The sequence below is a fragment of the Bacillus sp. TCT6 genome (assembly GCF_056033845.1).
In genome coordinates, this window is sequence record NZ_JBVYHX010000001.1 from 3,217,534 (window position 1) to 3,235,732 (window position 18,199).

General features: G+C 35.2%; 12 protein-coding genes and 1 pseudogene. 4 read left to right on the top strand and 9 right to left on the bottom strand.

Translation table 11 applies throughout. The annotated features are described in order from the left end of the window. Positions 1 to 256: 256 nt before the first annotated feature. Genes AC0ONG_RS16285 through AC0ONG_RS16295 form a run of 3 tightly spaced genes read left to right on the top strand, consistent with a single transcriptional unit; the run spans position 257 to position 4,026 of the window. Entirely contained in the window at positions 257 to 1,795 is a 1,539-nt protein-coding gene (locus AC0ONG_RS16285; protein WP_017763495.1) for a spore germination protein, read from the top strand. Further along, the gene (locus AC0ONG_RS16290; RefSeq protein ID WP_000166526.1) at positions 1,792 to 2,889 is read left to right on the top strand and encodes an endospore germination permease; all 1,098 of its coding nucleotides are present in this window, start codon (positions 1,792 to 1,794) and stop codon (positions 2,887 to 2,889) included. The genes AC0ONG_RS16285 and AC0ONG_RS16290 overlap by 4 nt, the downstream gene beginning before the upstream one ends. Next, on the top strand, positions 2,890 to 4,026 hold the full coding sequence (locus tag AC0ONG_RS16295; RefSeq protein ID WP_136996774.1) for a Ger(x)C family spore germination protein: 1,137 nt from the start codon (positions 2,890 to 2,892) through the stop codon (positions 4,024 to 4,026). Between the two features lie 77 nt (positions 4,027 to 4,103). Here AC0ONG_RS16295 and AC0ONG_RS16300 read toward each other — a convergent pair whose 3' ends face one another. The 5 genes from AC0ONG_RS16300 to AC0ONG_RS16320 form a co-directional block, all read right to left on the bottom strand. Then, entirely contained in the window at positions 4,104 to 4,238 is a 135-nt protein-coding gene (locus tag AC0ONG_RS16300; RefSeq protein ID WP_001116178.1) for a hypothetical protein, read from the bottom strand. 57 nt (positions 4,239 to 4,295) lie between these two features. Continuing rightward, positions 4,296 to 7,658 (bottom strand): tubulin-like doman-containing protein, encoded by a 3,363-nt coding sequence (locus AC0ONG_RS16305; protein ID WP_000175112.1) that lies wholly within the window; start codon positions 7,656 to 7,658, stop codon positions 4,296 to 4,298. Between the two features lie 76 nt (positions 7,659 to 7,734). Beyond that, positions 7,735 to 9,834: a vWA domain-containing protein gene (locus tag AC0ONG_RS16310; protein ID WP_136996777.1), complete on the bottom strand. Its 2,100-nt coding sequence runs from the start codon at positions 9,832 to 9,834 to the stop codon at positions 7,735 to 7,737. A gap of 257 nt (positions 9,835 to 10,091) precedes the next feature. After that, positions 10,092 to 10,430, bottom strand: a complete 339-nt coding sequence (locus tag AC0ONG_RS16315; RefSeq protein ID WP_000511532.1) for a VOC family protein — start codon at positions 10,428 to 10,430, stop codon at positions 10,092 to 10,094. A 71-nt stretch (positions 10,431 to 10,501) separates the two neighbouring features. Beyond that, the gene (locus AC0ONG_RS16320; RefSeq protein ID WP_000842916.1) at positions 10,502 to 10,837 is read right to left on the bottom strand and encodes a hypothetical protein; all 336 of its coding nucleotides are present in this window, start codon (positions 10,835 to 10,837) and stop codon (positions 10,502 to 10,504) included. A gap of 136 nt (positions 10,838 to 10,973) precedes the next feature. Here AC0ONG_RS16320 and AC0ONG_RS16325 point away from each other — a divergent pair, with 136 nt between their 5' ends. Continuing rightward, entirely contained in the window at positions 10,974 to 11,366 is a 393-nt protein-coding gene (locus tag AC0ONG_RS16325; protein WP_000555008.1) for a hypothetical protein, read from the top strand. A gap of 40 nt (positions 11,367 to 11,406) precedes the next feature. Here AC0ONG_RS16325 and AC0ONG_RS16330 read toward each other — a convergent pair whose 3' ends face one another. The 4 genes and pseudogenes from AC0ONG_RS16330 to AC0ONG_RS16345 all read right to left on the bottom strand — a co-directional run bounded on the left by AC0ONG_RS16330 (position 11,407) and on the right by AC0ONG_RS16345 (position 18,018). Next, positions 11,407 to 12,126, bottom strand: coding sequence for a class I SAM-dependent methyltransferase (locus AC0ONG_RS16330; protein ID WP_000440865.1), 720 nt, complete (start codon positions 12,124 to 12,126; stop codon positions 11,407 to 11,409). An 82-nt stretch (positions 12,127 to 12,208) separates the two neighbouring features. Continuing rightward, positions 12,209 to 13,903: a peptide ABC transporter substrate-binding protein gene (locus AC0ONG_RS16335; RefSeq protein ID WP_016077389.1), complete on the bottom strand. Its 1,695-nt coding sequence runs from the start codon at positions 13,901 to 13,903 to the stop codon at positions 12,209 to 12,211. 373 nt (positions 13,904 to 14,276) lie between these two features. Further along, positions 14,277 to 16,009: pseudogene (locus AC0ONG_RS16340) on the bottom strand (peptide ABC transporter substrate-binding protein). A gap of 305 nt (positions 16,010 to 16,314) precedes the next feature. Further along, entirely contained in the window at positions 16,315 to 18,018 is a 1,704-nt protein-coding gene (locus AC0ONG_RS16345; RefSeq protein ID WP_016077387.1) for a peptide ABC transporter substrate-binding protein, read from the bottom strand. Positions 18,019 to 18,199: the final 181 nt, after the last annotated feature.

The following is an 18,199-nucleotide window of genomic DNA, read 5'->3' on the forward strand; positions in this document are numbered from 1 at the left end:
AATATACGCACCACATTTTGGGCACGCTATCATCATGGTGGAGTAGTTTATTAGCACATCTTGCTAAAATACCAATCCATTTATTCATAAATAAAACGATAGATTCATAACAGGTCATATCACGATTCCATCTTTAACACTATAATTATAGCGTTAAATGTACAAATATACAATATAAATTTTAAACTGCGCATATGTCTGTATGTAACTATCCATAATAACCCATATAAAGTTCAACGAGGAATAAGGTGAATATATGGGATCTTTTCGAAAATGGATAAGGGGCGAAAAATCTTTCTCTACACATGAGCAATCTGAAACTGTATTAAATAAAGAAATTTCTTCCTCCATGCCGCTTAATCTTAAACACTTATCCAAATTATTTAGTGGTATTCCAGAATTAATTACACGCACTTTCCCGTTAAAAAACGGAAAAGAAGCTGCTCTTATATATATGGAAGGACTTGTAGATAAAACTGTTATTAATGTAGATATTCTTCGTCCTCTCTTATTTAAAGAATGGAATGAAGATGATTTTTGGGAATCTTCTGTTTCTATAGGGAATATTAAAAAAGTTCAGAAGTGGATAGACATTGAGCAATCTCTCTTACATGGCAAAAGTATTTTATTTATAAACGGGCAATTATCAGCTTTAGAACTAGATACACAAGCGGCGCCAAAAAGGAGTATTGAAGAACCTACAACAGAGACTTCCATAAAAAGCTCACACGAAGGATTTAATGAAGTGGCAAGTGATAGTATCGCACTTATTCGTCGCTATATTCCAAATCGCGAATTAAAAGTGAAGGAATTCACTGTTGGCGAACGAGCAACCTCTAAAGTTTTTTTACTTTATCTTGCAGATGTTGCAAACGAAGATGTTGTACAAGATATGGCATGCCGCATTGAATCAATCAAAGTAGATGCTATTCTTACTACCGGTGAATTAGAAGGATTTGTTGAAGATAATTCCTATACTCTCTTCCCACAATTGTCTATCACTGAACGTCCTGACACAACGGCACATCATATTTTGAATGGGCGAATTGCTGTTGTTGTAGATCGCTCACCAGGCGTATTAATAGGACCGATGACCTTTTCATCCTTTTTTCAGACGATAGATGATTACAGCTTCAGACCTATGATTCCATCTTTTATACGACTCCTTCGTTTCACTGGGTTATTTATTGCAATATTTGCTCCTGCTCTTTATATTGCTATGATTTCCTTCCATTATGAAGTGATTCCACTCAAATTGTTGTTAACGATTGGAGAATCTCGAGCCAAAATTCCTTTTCCCCCCATATTAGAAGCTTTATTAATGGAATTAGTTCTCGAAATGCTCCGAGAAGCAGCGATTCGGCTTCCTGGGCCTGTTGGACAAACAATCGGCGTCGTAGGAGGAATTGTAATTGGACAAGCTGCGGTTCAAGCTGGGATTGTTAGTAACGTTATGGTTATCGTCGTATCAATTACTGCGGTTGCCTCTTTCATTATTCCTAACTTAGAAATGTCAGCAGGAATTCGGCTTCTTCGATTCCCAATGATGATAGCAGCCTCTTTATTTGGCGTCATTGGAATTATGGTTGGAATGGCAATCATTATCATCCATATTCTTTCTATGGAATCACTTGGTGTGCCATATGGTAGTCCTTTTTCTCCGTCATATGCTTCGGACTTAAAAGATACCCTTGTACGTTTCCCATGGAAAATCATGAAGAAACGGCCACTATCTCTACAATTAAAACAAAATAACCGGCAAAGCGATGTTGAGGAAAAGGAGGAGAATAAGTGACAAAACGTGCAAAGAGGGAAATCACTTTATTTCAATACATTTTAACTATTAGTGGTGTTCAAGTCGGATTTGGCGTACTTACACTCCCGCGTGAAGTTGCACAAGGGGCGAATACAGATGGCTGGATGTCTATTATTATCGGATGTGTCATTACTACTTTAGTCAGTCTATGTATTGTAAAAATTATGGAAAAACATCCAGGATATACTTTACTTGATGTGCTGATACGCTATCTTGGAAAATGGCTAGGAAGAGTAGTAATGATTTTTTGGATTTTATATGCTGTACTCGCAGCTGTTTCCTTAATTTTTTCCCTCTTATACGTTATTCATATTTGGATTTTACCTAGATCTCCTATGTCTTTAATTATGATTTTGCTATCTATTCCAATGCTTATGCTTGCATGTAAAGGAGCACTTATTATTAGTCGTTTTGCTGTTTTCACTGTCATCTTTACACTTTGGATGCCATTATTATTATTTATTCCTCTTAAAGATGGGCATTTTATATATCTACTTCCTCTTATCAAGGAAGGATGGCTACCAATTATAAACACCGTGAAATCAACTATCATTGCGTTTCTCGGATTCGAGTTTTCGTTTGTCCTTTATCCTTATTTAACTAACAAAGCATCTGCAAAAAAAGGAATCGTTATTGCGAATTTGATTACGTTATTTATTTATCTTCAAATCACGTTCGTTTCTTTTATTTATTTTAGTCCAGATGGTATAACAAAGTTTTTATGGCCGACACTTTCTCTTGTTACACCGTTTCACTTCTCATTTCTTGAGCGATTTGAAATTATCTTTTTGTCATTTTATCTCTTTATTATTTTTGATTCCTGTATTCCTTATATTTTCACTGCTTCAGATGGAATTAATCAATTACTTAACAAAAAAGGCAGTTCATTACCTATTTATTTTTTATTATTCGGATGTATTTTCATCTTATTCTTTTATATCCCTTCTTCTTATCAGATAAGTGCGTTGCGGGAATTTTGGGGAACTGCTAGTTATTTTATCGTTTTTCTATTCCCAGTGGTATTTCTCTTATACATGACACTTTATCAGCATTGGAAAAGGAGAAAAATTTAAATGAGACGTTGTATTCATTTTATTATATTTTGTTTCCTCATAATTTTTTTAGTAGGCTGTGAAGATCGGCTTGATTTAGAAAAACAATCCATCTCATTAATTTACGGTTTTGACGCAAAACCAAAAGGAAAATTAATTGTGTATCACGTAAACCCTATTTTTAATGAAGATGTAGAGAAAAAGTACGAAATTCATGAAGCGAAAGTACATACACCCCGAGAAGCAAAAGATACGTTTAACAGTTCAAGCAGCGGTTTAGTGTCCACAGAAAAGTTACAGCTCATATTGTTTAGCACAAATTTTTTAAAACAAGAAGGAGCTATGCCTTATCTGGATGTTTGGTATCGCGATCCTAAAAATACAGGAAATATGCGCATGGTTGCAGTAGGTGGCCCCATTTCTTCTGTTATATATAATAATTTCAAAGATAAGCCTGCTCTTCCTGAATATTTAACAGATTTAATTAATACGAACAAACTATACAATCGGACCGTGTTTACGACATTCCATGAATTTCATAGACAAACTTTTAATAAAGGCGTAACTCCTGCTATTTCAGAAATAAAAAAAGGGAAGAAAGATGTTATTGTTACCGGTTCGGCACTATTAACTTCTCGTGGAACTTATAAGATGTCTTTAAATCGCTATGAAAGTGCCCTTCTTCTTATGGTGCAAAAGAAAGCTAATATACCCGTTTCACTTACAATGAAAATCCCCTCTAATTTAGTTGAAAGTAATAGCCATCTAAAAGATACAAAAGGCGACGATTTCATAACAATAAATATTCTTAGTATGAATCATGATATCGATACAGACTATAGCGATAACCGCTTCAAATTTAATATTAAAATGGATTTAAAAATTGCCGTATCTGAACTTACATTCAACATGGATATAGATAAAGATAGAAAGAAATTAACTTCTCTTATTACAAAACAACTAAACAAAGATTTAAACGAATTAATCTACAAAATTCAAAAACAGCAACTCGATCCATTCGGATTTGGTGATTATGCGAGAGCATTTCACTATAAAGAATGGAAACAAGTTGAAGATGATTGGCCACGTGCCTTTTCAAAAGCTAATGTGAAAGTAGCACCAACTATTAAAATTTTAGAAAATGGGATTATTAAATAGAAAAAACACACTACTTGCTCTTATACGTTTAAAGAGCAAGTAGCGTGTTATCATTTTTTATTTTGAAGCTTATGCAGTTACGCTTCTGTTTCTGGTTCTTCGTTTTCCGCTTGTTCCAACCTTTGCTGCTCCGCAAGTTCAGCTGAAATCATTCCATAATAAATTTCTGGATATAATCCAAATATTTGATATACACTTCCTAAAAACGGCATCAGAATCCCTCTTTTCTAAAGTTGTATTGCCACTTTTAAGGATTCCCTTTTCATTCATTATACATTCGTTTTTGGCGTTTCTTCTTCATCTTGAACACTTAATAAATTTTGCCATTTTTTATACGGAGCGCTATTTGGATCTACATATCCTTTTGCATGCGAGCGATCCCACAATTGTTTAATAAACATTTCTTTCTCTTTCTTTGCCACCATATCGGCACCTGTACCGTAATAGTTCTGGAAATACAACTCGATTTCATCAAGGAATAGTCTTAATAATTCATCTGATGTTTCTTCTAACGTCGGATCATACTTCGCTTCACGGTCATACATTAAAATCATGTCTAAAAGATTGTGGACATGTTCTTTTCTAAGCCATCTTACATCTTGGGCTCCTAATACGAACGGATGTGTATATAAATGTCCACCTTGTATCATCGCCTTTTCTTGCTCTTCTTCAAATCGTGACAAGATGTTTTCATAAATAAACGGATTATGAAGCAATGCTCTGTGTAATTTATAACTTTCGCTTGAAATATTTTTCCCCATCGACTGAATTAAAAAGCTACGTCCCACACCGTTATATTGATACACAAACTGTCCATCAACAGCAACTAAACTAATCCAGCGATACATATATGCGTATAGTAATGCACGATTACATTTATCATAATCTAATTTTGTTTGAGTCGCGTTTAAATCTGGCATAAAGGCTGGTAAGTGCCAATACTTATCTAAATGCGGCGTTAAACTAGATTTTTTACTATTTAATTTGTTTACACGGCGATAATACGATTGGAAATAGTCACCTTTATCATTCATAAATCCGTTTGAAATATGTCCTGATGATAATTTAGGAAAGTCTTGCAGCGATAAGCCGTAATGTGCTCGATAACAGATCACTTCAAATGGCGAAAAGGCTTCATGTACTGTATCTTTTTCTTTAAACATTTCTTGAATTAATTCCTCTTGCAGCTCTTTCTTTAAAGAAGGATGTATACCCCAATATTGTAATTCCCTATGATGAGCAACTTTCGGAACGAATGGACTCGCTAAATGGAACAGGTCTTCAATTTTTTCACGAACGTATTCATCGCGATCACGTTTCTTATAATCCGCTTCTTTTCGCAACGCCTCAATGATATTCAGTTCTAATTTATCACGATAGCGTACTTGCAGTTCGTCATAACAATAGCTCAGTATATGTTCTCGGTAGAAATCCTCTACCTTTTTCGACTGAATCTCTTCTGTTTTCGCATCACGACAATATTCCCCGTACAAACTCATATAAATTTCCGCTGATATATCTTTCGGTAGTACACCTAAATTTAAATGTTGCTGCATATCTTGCCATATCTTTTCTTGCAGCTGTTCCTCAGCTAATACATATACATTCGTCGGGTTTGTTTTCCCTTCAAATTCCTTACTGCGCTTTTGGATTTCAAACAATAAATTTTCACGTGTTTCATGTAAATTATCAAAAAACCTTTCCCAATATTGAATCATTTTATTAACTGTTTGATATAGCGATTGATACACAAGTTCTAATAGCATTTCTTTTCGATATTCATTTAATTTGTGTACATATTGCGTTACGATGTCTTCAAATTCTCTTTTGAATAAACGTTGCTGATTATTAATCATTTTTCCAAACCAGCCTTGTTGTTGAGCAATTTCTACTCGGCGTACAGCCGTTACCGTTCCATCGATATTACCCACATTAAATTTTTTATCGTAGTTTTGAATTACATTACGCTTTTGTTCATTATTTTCATGTAGTCGATTCATTTTTTCTACTAACTGCTTTCGAATTTCATATAACATAAAACGTGCTGCTACTGGGTGAACTGGATCTGTTTTCTTTAAAAACCATGTATTTAGTTGATAGGACTGCCCTTCAGAACCACTTGGTGAAAAGCGGTCTGATTCAATCATGTCATATAAAAGTGTCGTTACATGTTCATGTACACGGCTCGGAATCGCATACGCATATAAACGCACCGCATGATCCACTCTTGCCACTTCACCTTTCATTTGTTCCATCATTTTCAGCTTCGCAGCTGAAATTTTACACTCATGTTGCAGACGATTTAATTCCTCATCTTTTTGCACCGTGCGTTGTACATAACTTTCTACAGCTTCTAAAAACAGTTTTGATTTCGCAACTCCGAGCTTACCCCCCTCTGCTCCTTCACGCGTTTCATTGTACATTTGTCTATAGAAAATATGAGCTTGCTCTGGACGGGTAGCAAGATGTTCCAAGTCCTCTAAATAACTTTTACCTCTCTCCGGCTTTTCACGCTGCATCCCACGTTTTACATCTTGGTCGTACCTTTGCTTCTTTTCTTGAAAGAGTTGATCCAAATGAAGCCACGATTCGTCTAAACCTTGCACAGCCCATTTTAAAGCACAATATTTTAACACATGTTCATATGGATAAATGAGCTTTGCTGTTCCTGCCCCGCAATATCGTCCTTTCCCGCTTGATTCTGCCAATTGCTGAATTTGATTATCTTCCTGTGCAAAATGACTTGTGGACATCGGACTAAATAACTGTAAATAAATCGTATTTGCCATCTGCTCCATATAATCCGATAAATTGTGTAAATGGTGTCCATGTAAGTTTTCGTAATCATATAAGAAACAATAATTGTACGGTAAATGATGTTGTTTAATCGTATGATTCGTTCTTCCATCCTCATCTACTTGATCCGGACGGTATTCTAATTCAATCGTTACACCACCGCGTTTTGATAATTCTCCAGTTGAACCGAGCGTAATGGCATGCAATTCTTTTAAAGACGCATAACCATTTGCTTGCACCGTTTCAAATTCTTTCGCACTAACCGTTCTCGTCTTCACTAACACATCAGGCATTAAAAATGCACCGCGTATTAAAATGTTATGATGCTGCAGTTTTTTCCGAAGCATTTCACGTAAATATAATGCAATTTGCAGAAACATCCCCGAACCTGTTCCACCTGCTAGTGATGTTACAATAATAACTCGCACACCATATTCCGTTTGATCACTTGTAACCGGAAAAATCTTCTCAATTTCTTGCCAAAAGGACGTCAATTTATCTTCTTTCATCGCAGCACGTAACGCTAAACGTGAAATGACGCGTAACTGTCCTGCTCCTTCTGTTAATGGTTTATCAAGTATAGTTGGATCCATTGGAAACCACTCTGGAATCGTTGGATCTCCTGCAATATACTCTCTAGGCGTTTTACTTGAACTCGTTTGTGTCTTAAACTTTCGAATATGATCAAATTTACTCAATGTATTCACATCTGTATCAAATACGTGCATCGCTACCTTTTTTCGGCGCTCTTCAGGCAGTTTTTCATATATTTGATGCGTCACAGTACTACCGATTCCACCTAATCCAATTAATATCGTTGGAACTTGTAATGTCATGTGAACCACCTTCCTATTCTTGCTTGTTTAAAAAGAAAGGGAAAGAAAGCTAAGACTCCCCTCTTATCCCTACCTACTATTCACATTCATATTTGTAAATCTCCTTACCATATCCTCTATCAATTAATAAAAGTTCATTTGGATATAGTGTCTTATGCTCCATTCCTACTTCTTCCTCTGTTATAAACATCCCATCAATAATCATTCCTACTACTTGTGACTCTTTCGCTACAAAGACAGATTTCGAACCTTTCTTGGCTATAAACGTAACGGATTGCACAGTTTTTCTTTCTGCTCGAAATGGGATACCAAAATAATGTTTCCACCATTTATTTCGAAGTAATTCTGGTTCAGATTGATATAACCAATCTTTCGCTACTTCTTGATCCCATTCGTAATACAATAGCGCTTTCCGGTGAAATCTTGGACGAACAATCCATCCTAAAACGATTATGCCTACTACTAGCAGCAATAAAGTGATAGGAATGACAAACTTAAAAATAAGCGCATACTTTTCATAAAACGGCGCACTTTGAATATGGAGTGATATTTGCTTCTTTACTTCTTGTAATTTCGCATCTTGTATAACGATGGTAGCTTCTACGGTGCCAGTATCTGTGAAATTGAATGTGTCGGAGTAATAAGGACGAGGATAAACGTAAATTTGATTACCACGTTGTTTTATTTCATAGTTGATTGATTGTTTAGATGTGACACCAGTAGATTTTAATAGTTTCTTTACAGCCCCTTCTGTCATCGGCTTACCATCTAACTTTGGTTGTAAAATAAACGGTTTACTATTCTCTAAATTCGTTACTTTTTCTTCATAATCTTTCGTAACAGTTTGAAGTGATAATTTTGGCTTTTCTGTTGTTTCAATTTTGAATTCTTTCGTCTGTCTGTAAAATCCCTTTATATTCATATGAACTTTTCCACGTACTAACCCTTTACCAATCTTCGTTTCGTAATAAAACACATGCCTCTTATCGTTCCACTTCATCGGATATTGTTTTCCGTCTATTTCTACTTCTGCTTGAAAGTAAGAAGACTGAATTGGTAACTCAGTAGGCTTTGCTTCAATAACAGCAGTAACACCTTCGTACATTTGTTCAACATTTTTTTGACTATTATCATCTTTGTCATAAGTAGAAACCGTATAGTTAAGCGCTGGTTCAACAAGTACTTGCAATCCTTCTTTCTCAATATCCCGATCCACTTCTATCGTATATGTTCCTGGTTTAATGACTTCCTGATTTTCCGTGCTTATATGAACTATATTTCCGAATAATTTCGCTTCTCCGGGTGCATGTATGGAAAAAGAAGACTGTAACTGTAATGGTTTCGAAATTTGTGTGACCTGATAATTAGACAGCGAAGGCGATTGTCGTACAAGCGTCATACGCTTTAATGGGAACGGCGTTGTAATCTCTACTTTCTTTCCTACTACTTTCGTTTTTACAATCGATTCAACTGAGGAGAATGGATCACGATTCGCAACTAATGCTGCCACTTGATTTACACTTTTTACAATGCCATCCTCTCCGCTTGACGGCATCGTAACTCCGTTTATCTCTTTCTTCCATATTTCCTTGAACGTATTTAGTTGTTCTTTTTCTTGTTGTCCTAAATCTTCTTCCATCGTAATTAAGACTGGATGTAACGATATCTTTTTTGCATCCACTTCTTTCTTAAACTGGGCTAATTTCTGTGTAATTTGTTCTTTTCCGCCAACTTTATCTTTTTCTAGATCATTAAATGCCCCGTCAGTTAATACAATAAGCCAAAATTCACGTTTTCCATCTATATCTGCTTCCTTTTTTATAGATTGCATCGCCGTCTCTACTGCGCTAAAAGGAGTATTTAAATACGTTTTCCACGCTCCAATTCCTTCAATTTCTGTTTGCCTTTTATCCTTCGTTAACGAAATGTTTAACGGATTATTCGGCTTGCTCATTGGAACATAAGAAAATGTATCTTTTTCATCTAATAGCGCAACTAAACTTTGCAAAGCGTAATTGGCATATTTCCAGCGATCGTTATTTCTCATGCTGCCCGAATCATCATATACAAGTGAAACGACCCTTTCCTTTGCCTCCTCTCCTTTTGCAAAAGTCCAATAAGGATGTAACCATATAAATAGAAACAACATGAATGTGGCACAAATTCGAATTTTCATGATGAGGCTTCGCCACCTTTGTAGACAAATTCCTATGTTTAAATTTATGAGAGGAAACAAGATATATGACTTGTATTTTAGGACAACTAACCCACCATAACTTTATTATGTAAACATATATATACACTTGGTAATATTCTTTATAGCATTTTCTATCCAATTATATAAGCAAAAAAGCCTGTCTAAGCTTCATACTTAAAACAGACTTTTCCTACTTTTCATATTAAAAACACACAACAAAAAGTTTGATTTTTTAATTAGCACATTACTTCAATTGTAAATCCACCAGGTGCTTCAACGTAAAATGTATATGCATGGGCATGCTTAGGAGGCTCCACCAAAAATCCATCTTTCTTCAATCTTTGATTTATCTTATCTACTTGTTCTTCACTTCCTTGTGGAAATCCTACATGAAATGTTTTTGGATACTGAACTTCTTTTCCCTTCATTAAAGTTAGTATAAATCCATCATTATCACGCATAACTACAAAGGCATTCCCCCTTGTTCCACTACAAATTAAACCAAAATACCTCTCTAAAAACTCTCTAGATGCTGTTACATCTGTAACTGTTAAATTAAGATGTTTAATTCCCAATCCTCCACCTTCTTTCTCAATTTTCTAATATTTTATCATACAAATAAAAAACACGCCTTTCACAGCGTGTTTCATTGCTTCACATATACTTCAACAATTGGATTATCTTTGTTATCTGCATGTAAGCGTATATTCGCTTCACTCGTATTATAAATGCTGGCTAATAGCATAATTGTTAACAAATTAGGAGTCTTAGCATCACTTCCGTATTTTCTTTCAAGCGCTTCTTTATATTCAAACTCTAAATCCCCCTGTATATATGTATACACTTCAAATCCATCCTCTAAATTGCAAACTACTGTATCAATAATATCCGCTCCTACTTGTTTCTTCATTTCATCTCGCAATGCTTCTATAAATTCTTTCCACGGTACTTCGTATGTTTGAAACTGATCTGTAGATTTCATTGCCTTTCCCTCCTTACTATATCCTTTCTCTATATTTCCCCTTTCATATAACAATTATGATAGGTAGGTCATTCGTACAAGCCGCACTTGTCCCCCTTACATATCGTATTACTGTAAGGGGGAAGGAGGACAGAACATGCATAGACAAAGATGTTATGATACGTGCCGACGTTATTTCGGTAAAGTTGTTCGAATTGAAGATCGCGATGGTCGCATTCATTTAGGCAAAATAATCGATGTGACAAATGAATCTGTATGGATCGAACCAATGCAACAGCGCTCATCTTTTGATACAGGATTCGGATACTATGACGCATATGCAAACGGTGGTTGTGATCTTTGCGGCGGCATTAGCAGGTGTGATAGTTGCGGATTTGGTTGCGGTGGTGGATTCAGTAGCTGTGGATGTGGCGGTCGTGGTTGCGGTAATTGTGGTGGTGGCGGCTGTGGTGGCGGTTGTGGCTGGGGCGTTGAACTTGGATTTGGTTTCATCTTCGGAATTACTTTAGCTGCATTATTTTTCATTTAACATAGTAAAGAGTTGACTACCTTTAGCCAACTCTTTTTCTTTATTTTTCACATATAAAAATACGATGCCCTAAAATATGTTGGTACATAAGCCGTACATTTTCATGCTGTACCCATGCCTCATATAACTCATTCGGAATATATGTTGATACATTCCATTCCGGCTCTTCTATATAGCTAGATATCGTTTCTGCAATTGTACCACCGCCAGCAATTGTAATTCTTTTGAAATTTGCTTTCTGAAATAGTTGTACCCACTCATTCTCAGTTAATAATTCTTTCATGCCATATAATTGGGCAATTTTTTCTTCCTCACTCTTCTCAATATGTGTATTAATAATCATTTCAATGACAACAAGCTTACCATCCTTCTGTAATACACGATAGCACTCTGATATAACCCTTTCTTTATCTGTAAAAGCGAGTATCGATTCCCCAAGCACAAACTCAAATGAATCATTTAAACAAGGTAATCGCTCTGCATCACCTTGAATCAATTGTACATTCAATCTTTCAAACAACCATCTATCTTTCGCTTTTTGAATCATAATTTCATTCTTTTCAACCGCTGTTACTTTATAACCGAATTCTTTTGTCATGTAAGCCGCTGTTTTCCCTGTACCACAACCTATCTCAAGGACATCCGCTCCTTGTCTAAGAGGCAGTTGTGCTAGCAATTGTTTTGTTAACGTAAAACCACCAGGATGAGCACTTCCTATTCCGTAATAAGCTAAGAAATCGATGTAAGTATTTCGTTCCATGGGATTCTCCCTTTTTTATTTTATATATTCAAGGAAGAATGAAAAGTGCATAAAAAAAGGGCGCATCACGCGCCCCCTCAGCTTATTTTTCCTCACCGATATATGCCCATTTGTAGCTGTAATCTCCACCAACTGGGTGGTGAACAATTCCTTTTACTTTTGCTCTTTGAACAATTGCATCACCACGTTGATATAATGGTGCAATTGCTGCATCTTCCAGTAACATTTTCTCCGCTTTCAGTAAGCTATCCCAACGATCTTTCGTTTTCGTTAATAGCTCGCCTTTACCTTTTTGCACAATTTCATCATATTTAGGATTTGAATATCCTGTTTGGTTATGAGGACCATTTGTAACGAACATATCAATGAATGTCATTGGATCTAAGTAGTCAGGGCCCCAACCAGCGTAAGATAAATCATAATCTAGATCTGATTCTAATTTTAACTTTTGTTTAAATGGCTGGTTTTTCAAATTCACTGTTAAGCCTGGTAAGTTTTTCTCAAGTTCTCCTTTTAAGAATTCTCCTACTTTTTTCGCACCATCACCATCATAGTTTAATAGTTCTACTGTAATTGCATCTTTTCCAAGTTCTTTTTTCGCTTTTTCCCAATGCTCTTTTGCCTTTTTCACATCTGTTTTTAAAATATCTCCATTTTCTTTACGGAAGTCTTTTCCATCTGGGCTCTTAGCAAATTCTTTTGGTACTAAGTAATCTGCAGGTGTAGAACCATCATTTAAAATTACATTCGTTAAGCCTTTTTTATCATACGCTTTTGCAATCGCTAAACGTAAATCTTTGCTCTTTAGCACTGTATCTTGCCCACCACGTTTTTGGTTTAAGCGTAAGAAGTACGTTGACGGTGTTTTTTGTGTAAAGAAATCGGGGCTTGATTTATATTTGTCAACAAATTCAGATGTAAGTCCTGAGCGATCAATTTGTCCACTTTCATATAAATTGACACGTGTACCGCTATCTTTTACCACATTAAAGTTAATTTCTTCCAACTTAACTGTTTTATTATCCCAGTATTGTGCATTTTTCTTTAACTTCCAACCTTCTTCATGTTTCCAGTCTGTTAATGTAAATGGTCCGTTGTATAACGTTGTATCTGCTTCTAAACCGTACTTTTCTCCTTTTTCTTTTACAAACTTCTCGTTTAATGGATAAAATGTTCCAAATGAAGTTAATTCTACAAAGTAAGGAACTGGATTTTCTAATTCTACTTCTAACGTATAGTCATCTACAGCTTTTACTCCTAACGTATCTAGTTCAGCTTTTCCTTCATTAATCGCTTGTGCATTTTTTAAATCAAACATAATGTATGCATATTCTGCTGCTGTATTTTTATCTATCGCACGTTTCCAAGCAAACACGAAATCTTTTGCTGTTACAGACTCTCCATTTGACCATTTTGCATTTTTATTTAATGTAAATGTATATTTTTTACCGTCATCACTCTTTTTATATGATTCAGCAACCCCTGGTGTTGCTTTATTATCTTTATCAAGTCTATACAAACCTTCCATTACGTTGTTTAAAGCGAGAAACGATACTTGGTCTGTCGCTTTAGCAGAGTCCATAGATGGAATCTCTTGAGACTCTGTTAAATTAAGCACTTGCTTCGCCGCTAGCTTTCCGCCTTCTTTTTCACCGCTTTTTGGTGTTGTGCTTGCTTTATCTTTTTCCCCAGATCCAGAGCAAGCTGTTAATGCCATACTCATTACTAGAACTGGTGCTACTACCGCTGTTAATTTTTTCATCTTTTTTCTCTTCATTTTTGTACCCTCCCCAATTATATGTACGCTATTAACATTTAGAGATTCCCTACTAACTTTCGTTATCAGAAAATTCTTATTAATTAATATTCTACTGTTTTTTCTAGTTTTGTAAAGTATTTTTGTAAATTTTCTAAAAATTTATTTTTTTATGATAGTAACTTGTTGTTTTAACTACTATATGAATTATCCCCCGTCTACTATATGTAAACATCCATTCCCTTATTCCACTCTATTACTACGTTCTATATTTTTCTTATTAGCATGAGGTCTCTTACTATCATTCATCTTTCTTACTACTTACTGACCTCTCTAATTTCCTCGGATAGAACCTTCTTTATTACCTATCCGATTCTCAATAGGCTAACGAGATTTATTCCCTTATACATACTAAAAAGCATTTCACTTTATTTTTTCCGCCATCCTCAGTTACATACGCCCACTTAAAGCTATATTCTGAACTGATGTTATGTTTCACAATTCCTTTTACATTCGGTTTCATTACGTACGATCTTCCTGTTTGATATAAAGGAACTGACCCTGCATCTTCTTCAAGGAATAATTTCTCAGCTTTCCCTAACGTTTCCCAGCGTTTTTTCGCATCACTCATTAATTCATTACCTGCTTTTCCTACCATTTCATCGTATTTTGGATTTGAATAACTCATTTGGTTGTACGGGCTCTTCGATTCAAACATATCAATAAATGTCATTGGATCCGCATAGTCTGGACTCCAACCTGCATAAGGAATTTCATAATCTTGCGCAGTTTCTAATTTTAATTTTTGTTTGAACGGCTGAATTTTCGTATTAATTGTTGCACCTTTTAAATTTTTCTCAATTTGATCTTTTACATAGTCAGCAATCTTTTTCGCAGTTCCATCATCATAGCTTAGCAATTCAATTGTAACTTGATCTTTTCCAAGTTCTTTTTTCGCTGCTTCCCAAGCTGCTGCACCTTTTTTCGGATCATATTTTAGACCATTTTTAAATGCATCTTGGTAATTTTCACCATAAGGCCCTGTCGCAAGCCCTTTTGGTACTAATTGATCTGTTGCTTTTGAACCGTTATTTAAAATAACGTTCGCTAAGCCTTTTTTATCAACTGATAATGCAATTGCTTCACGAAGTTTTTTGCTCTTTAAAGGCGTATCTTTTCCGTTACGTTTTTGATTTAAACGTAAGAAGAATGTACTTGATTCCGCATACTCACCATATTCTTCTTTGTTCGATTTATATTTATCTACAAACTCTCCTGATAGTAATGTAAAATCAATTGATCCTGTATCATATAAGTTTACTTTCGTTGCAACCTCTTTTACTACACTATAGTTAATTTCTTCTAATTTCACAGTCTTTTTATCCCAGTACTTATCATTTTTCTTTAGCTGCCAACCTTGTTCATGTTTCCATGAAGACATAACGAACGGTCCGTTATACAACGTTGTATCTGCTTCTAAACCGAACTTATCTCCTTTTTCTTTTACGAACTTTTCATTTAAAGGATAGTACGATGGGAATGCCATTAAATTCAAGAAATACGGTACTGGCTTTTCTAATTCTACTTCTAGTGTATAATCATCTACCGCTTTTGCTCCTAAATCTGTTAGAGGTTTTTCACCTTTATTAATTGCTTCTGCATTTTTAATATAGAAAGCGATAAACGCATATTCTGCCGCTGTATTTTTATCAAGTAAGCGTTGCTATCCATATACGAAATCTTTCGCTGTTACAGGATCACCGTTTGACCATTTTGCATCTTTACGTAGTTTAAATGTATATTTTTTGCCATCCTCGCTTTTCGTACTAGACTCTGCCGCTGCTGGAATTGGCTTATTATCTTTATCAAGGCGATATAGGCCTTCCATCGTGTTCCCTAAAATTTGCGCACCTAATGTATCAGTAGATTTAGAAGTATCCATCGTCGGAATTTCTTGGTTTTCCGTACGATTTAATACTTGTTTCGCTGCATATTTAATATCAGATTTTTTTCTTCCCCACTATTTGATGTAGTAGTCGTTTTCTTTTCCCCACCTGATCCAGAACATGCTGTCAATGCAACACTCATCGCTAAAACTGGTATTACAACTGCCGTTAACTTTTTCATTTTTTTCTCTTCATTTTTGTACCCTCCCTAATTATATGTACATTACCAACCCTTGAGAGACCCCTTACTAAAGACTTTTTTTAGAAGATTACAACTAATGTCATTCTACTCTTTTTTCCCTAATTGCAAATATTCTTATTTTAAATATTCTGATTTTTTTAGTAGGATTTATCTCCCATCTACTATATGTACATACTATACACCTTATTCTCCTCTATTTAACCATGCTAAAAATTAGTATTTTAAGCTCACAAAAAAAGCATTTAAAAGTAGCTAAGCCACTTTTAAATGCTTTTTCAACTCTATTATTTTTCAGTTACATATGCCCACTTAAAGCTGAATTCTGGACTGATATTGTGTTTTACTACACCTTTTACATTTGGTTGTAAAACATAAGAATCTCCACGTTGGTATAAAGGTACAATCGCTACATCTTCTTCAAGTAATGTTTTTTCAGCTTTTCCTAACTCTTCCCAACGTTTTTTCGCATCACTCATTAATTCCGTCCCAGCTTTTTTCACCATGCCGTCATATTTAGGGTCAGAGAAGCTCATTTGGTTATGTGAATGTCCAGTCTCAAACATATCTAAGAACGTCATTGGATCTGCATAATCCGGATTCCATCCGCCATACGAAATATCATATTGTTGTTCAGTTTCTAATTTTAGTTTTTGCTTAAATGGTTGAAGTTTAATATTAACTGTTACACCTTTTAAGTTTTTCTCAATCTGATCTTTAATATATTCGCCAACTTTTTTCGCATTACCAGTATCGTAGTTTAAGAATTCGATTGTAACTTGATCTTTTCCAAGTTCTTTTTTCGCTTCTTCCCAAGCTGCAGCAGCTTTTTTAGGATTTGGTTTCAAACCGTTTTTAAATGTTTCTTGGAAATCTTTACCGTCTGGTCCCGTTGCTAATCCTTTTGGTACTAAGAAGTCAGCTTCTTTTGATCCATCATTTAAAATTACATTTGCTAAATTCTTTTTATCAATTGATAGCGCAATTGCTTCACGTAATTTTTTGCTCTTTAATGGCGTGTCTTGTCCATCACGTTTTTGGTTCATACGAATGAAATACGTACTCACTTGTGAATATGTGCCAAATTCATCTTTCTTGCTTCTATATTTATCAACGAACTCTCCATTTAATAAAGCAAAGTCAACTTGACCGCTATCATATAGATTGACTAAAGTTGCAGCCTCTTTAACAACACTAAAGTTAACTTCTTCAAGTTTTACAGTCTTTTTATCCCAATATTGATCATTTTTCTTTAATTGCCATCCTTGTTCATGCTTCCAATCTTTAAGAACGAACGGTCCGTTATAGACAGTTGTATCAGCCTCTAAACCGAACTTCTCGCCCTTTTCTTTAACAAACTTTTCGTTTAATGGATAATATGATGGGAATGCTACTAAATTTAAGAAGTACGGTACCGCTTGCTCTAACTCAACTTCAAGTGTAAGATCATCTACCGCCTTCACACCTAATTCAGTTACAGGTTTTTCTCCTTTATTTACTACTTCTGCATTTTTAATCGGGAATGCAATAAATGCATACTCAGCAGCCGTTTTTGGATCTAACAGACGTTGCCAAGCATATACGAAATCCTTTGCAGTTACTGGATCTCCATTTGACCATTTTGCATCTTTACGTAGTTTGAACGTATATTTTTTACCATCTTCACTTTTCGTACTAGATTCTGCCGCTGCTGGAATCGGCTTATTGTCTTTATCAAGACGATATAAACCCTCCATCGTATTACCAAGCATTTGTGAAGATACTGTATCAGTTGATTTAGAAGAATCCATAGTTGGAATTTCTTGTGTTACTGTTCGATTCAGCACTTGTTTCGTTGCTAATTTTTCCCCTGACTTACTATCTCCACCAGAGCTAGAATTTGTGCTTGTCTTCTTATCTCCACCTGATGTAGAACATGCTGTTAACGCCATGCTCATTGCTAAAACCGGTGCTACAACTGCTGTTAGTTTTTTCATTTGTTTCTTTTTCATTTTCTGTACCCTCCCTAATTCTAAACGATAGCTATTCAAGAATTTTCTGATAATTCTGTTTTTCTCTATATATTTATCAGACGATTCTTACTACTTCTTATTCTACTAATTTTTTAAAATTTGTAAAGTATTATTATTGAAAATTTTTAAAAAATTATTTTCTTACAGTAATATTCATAAA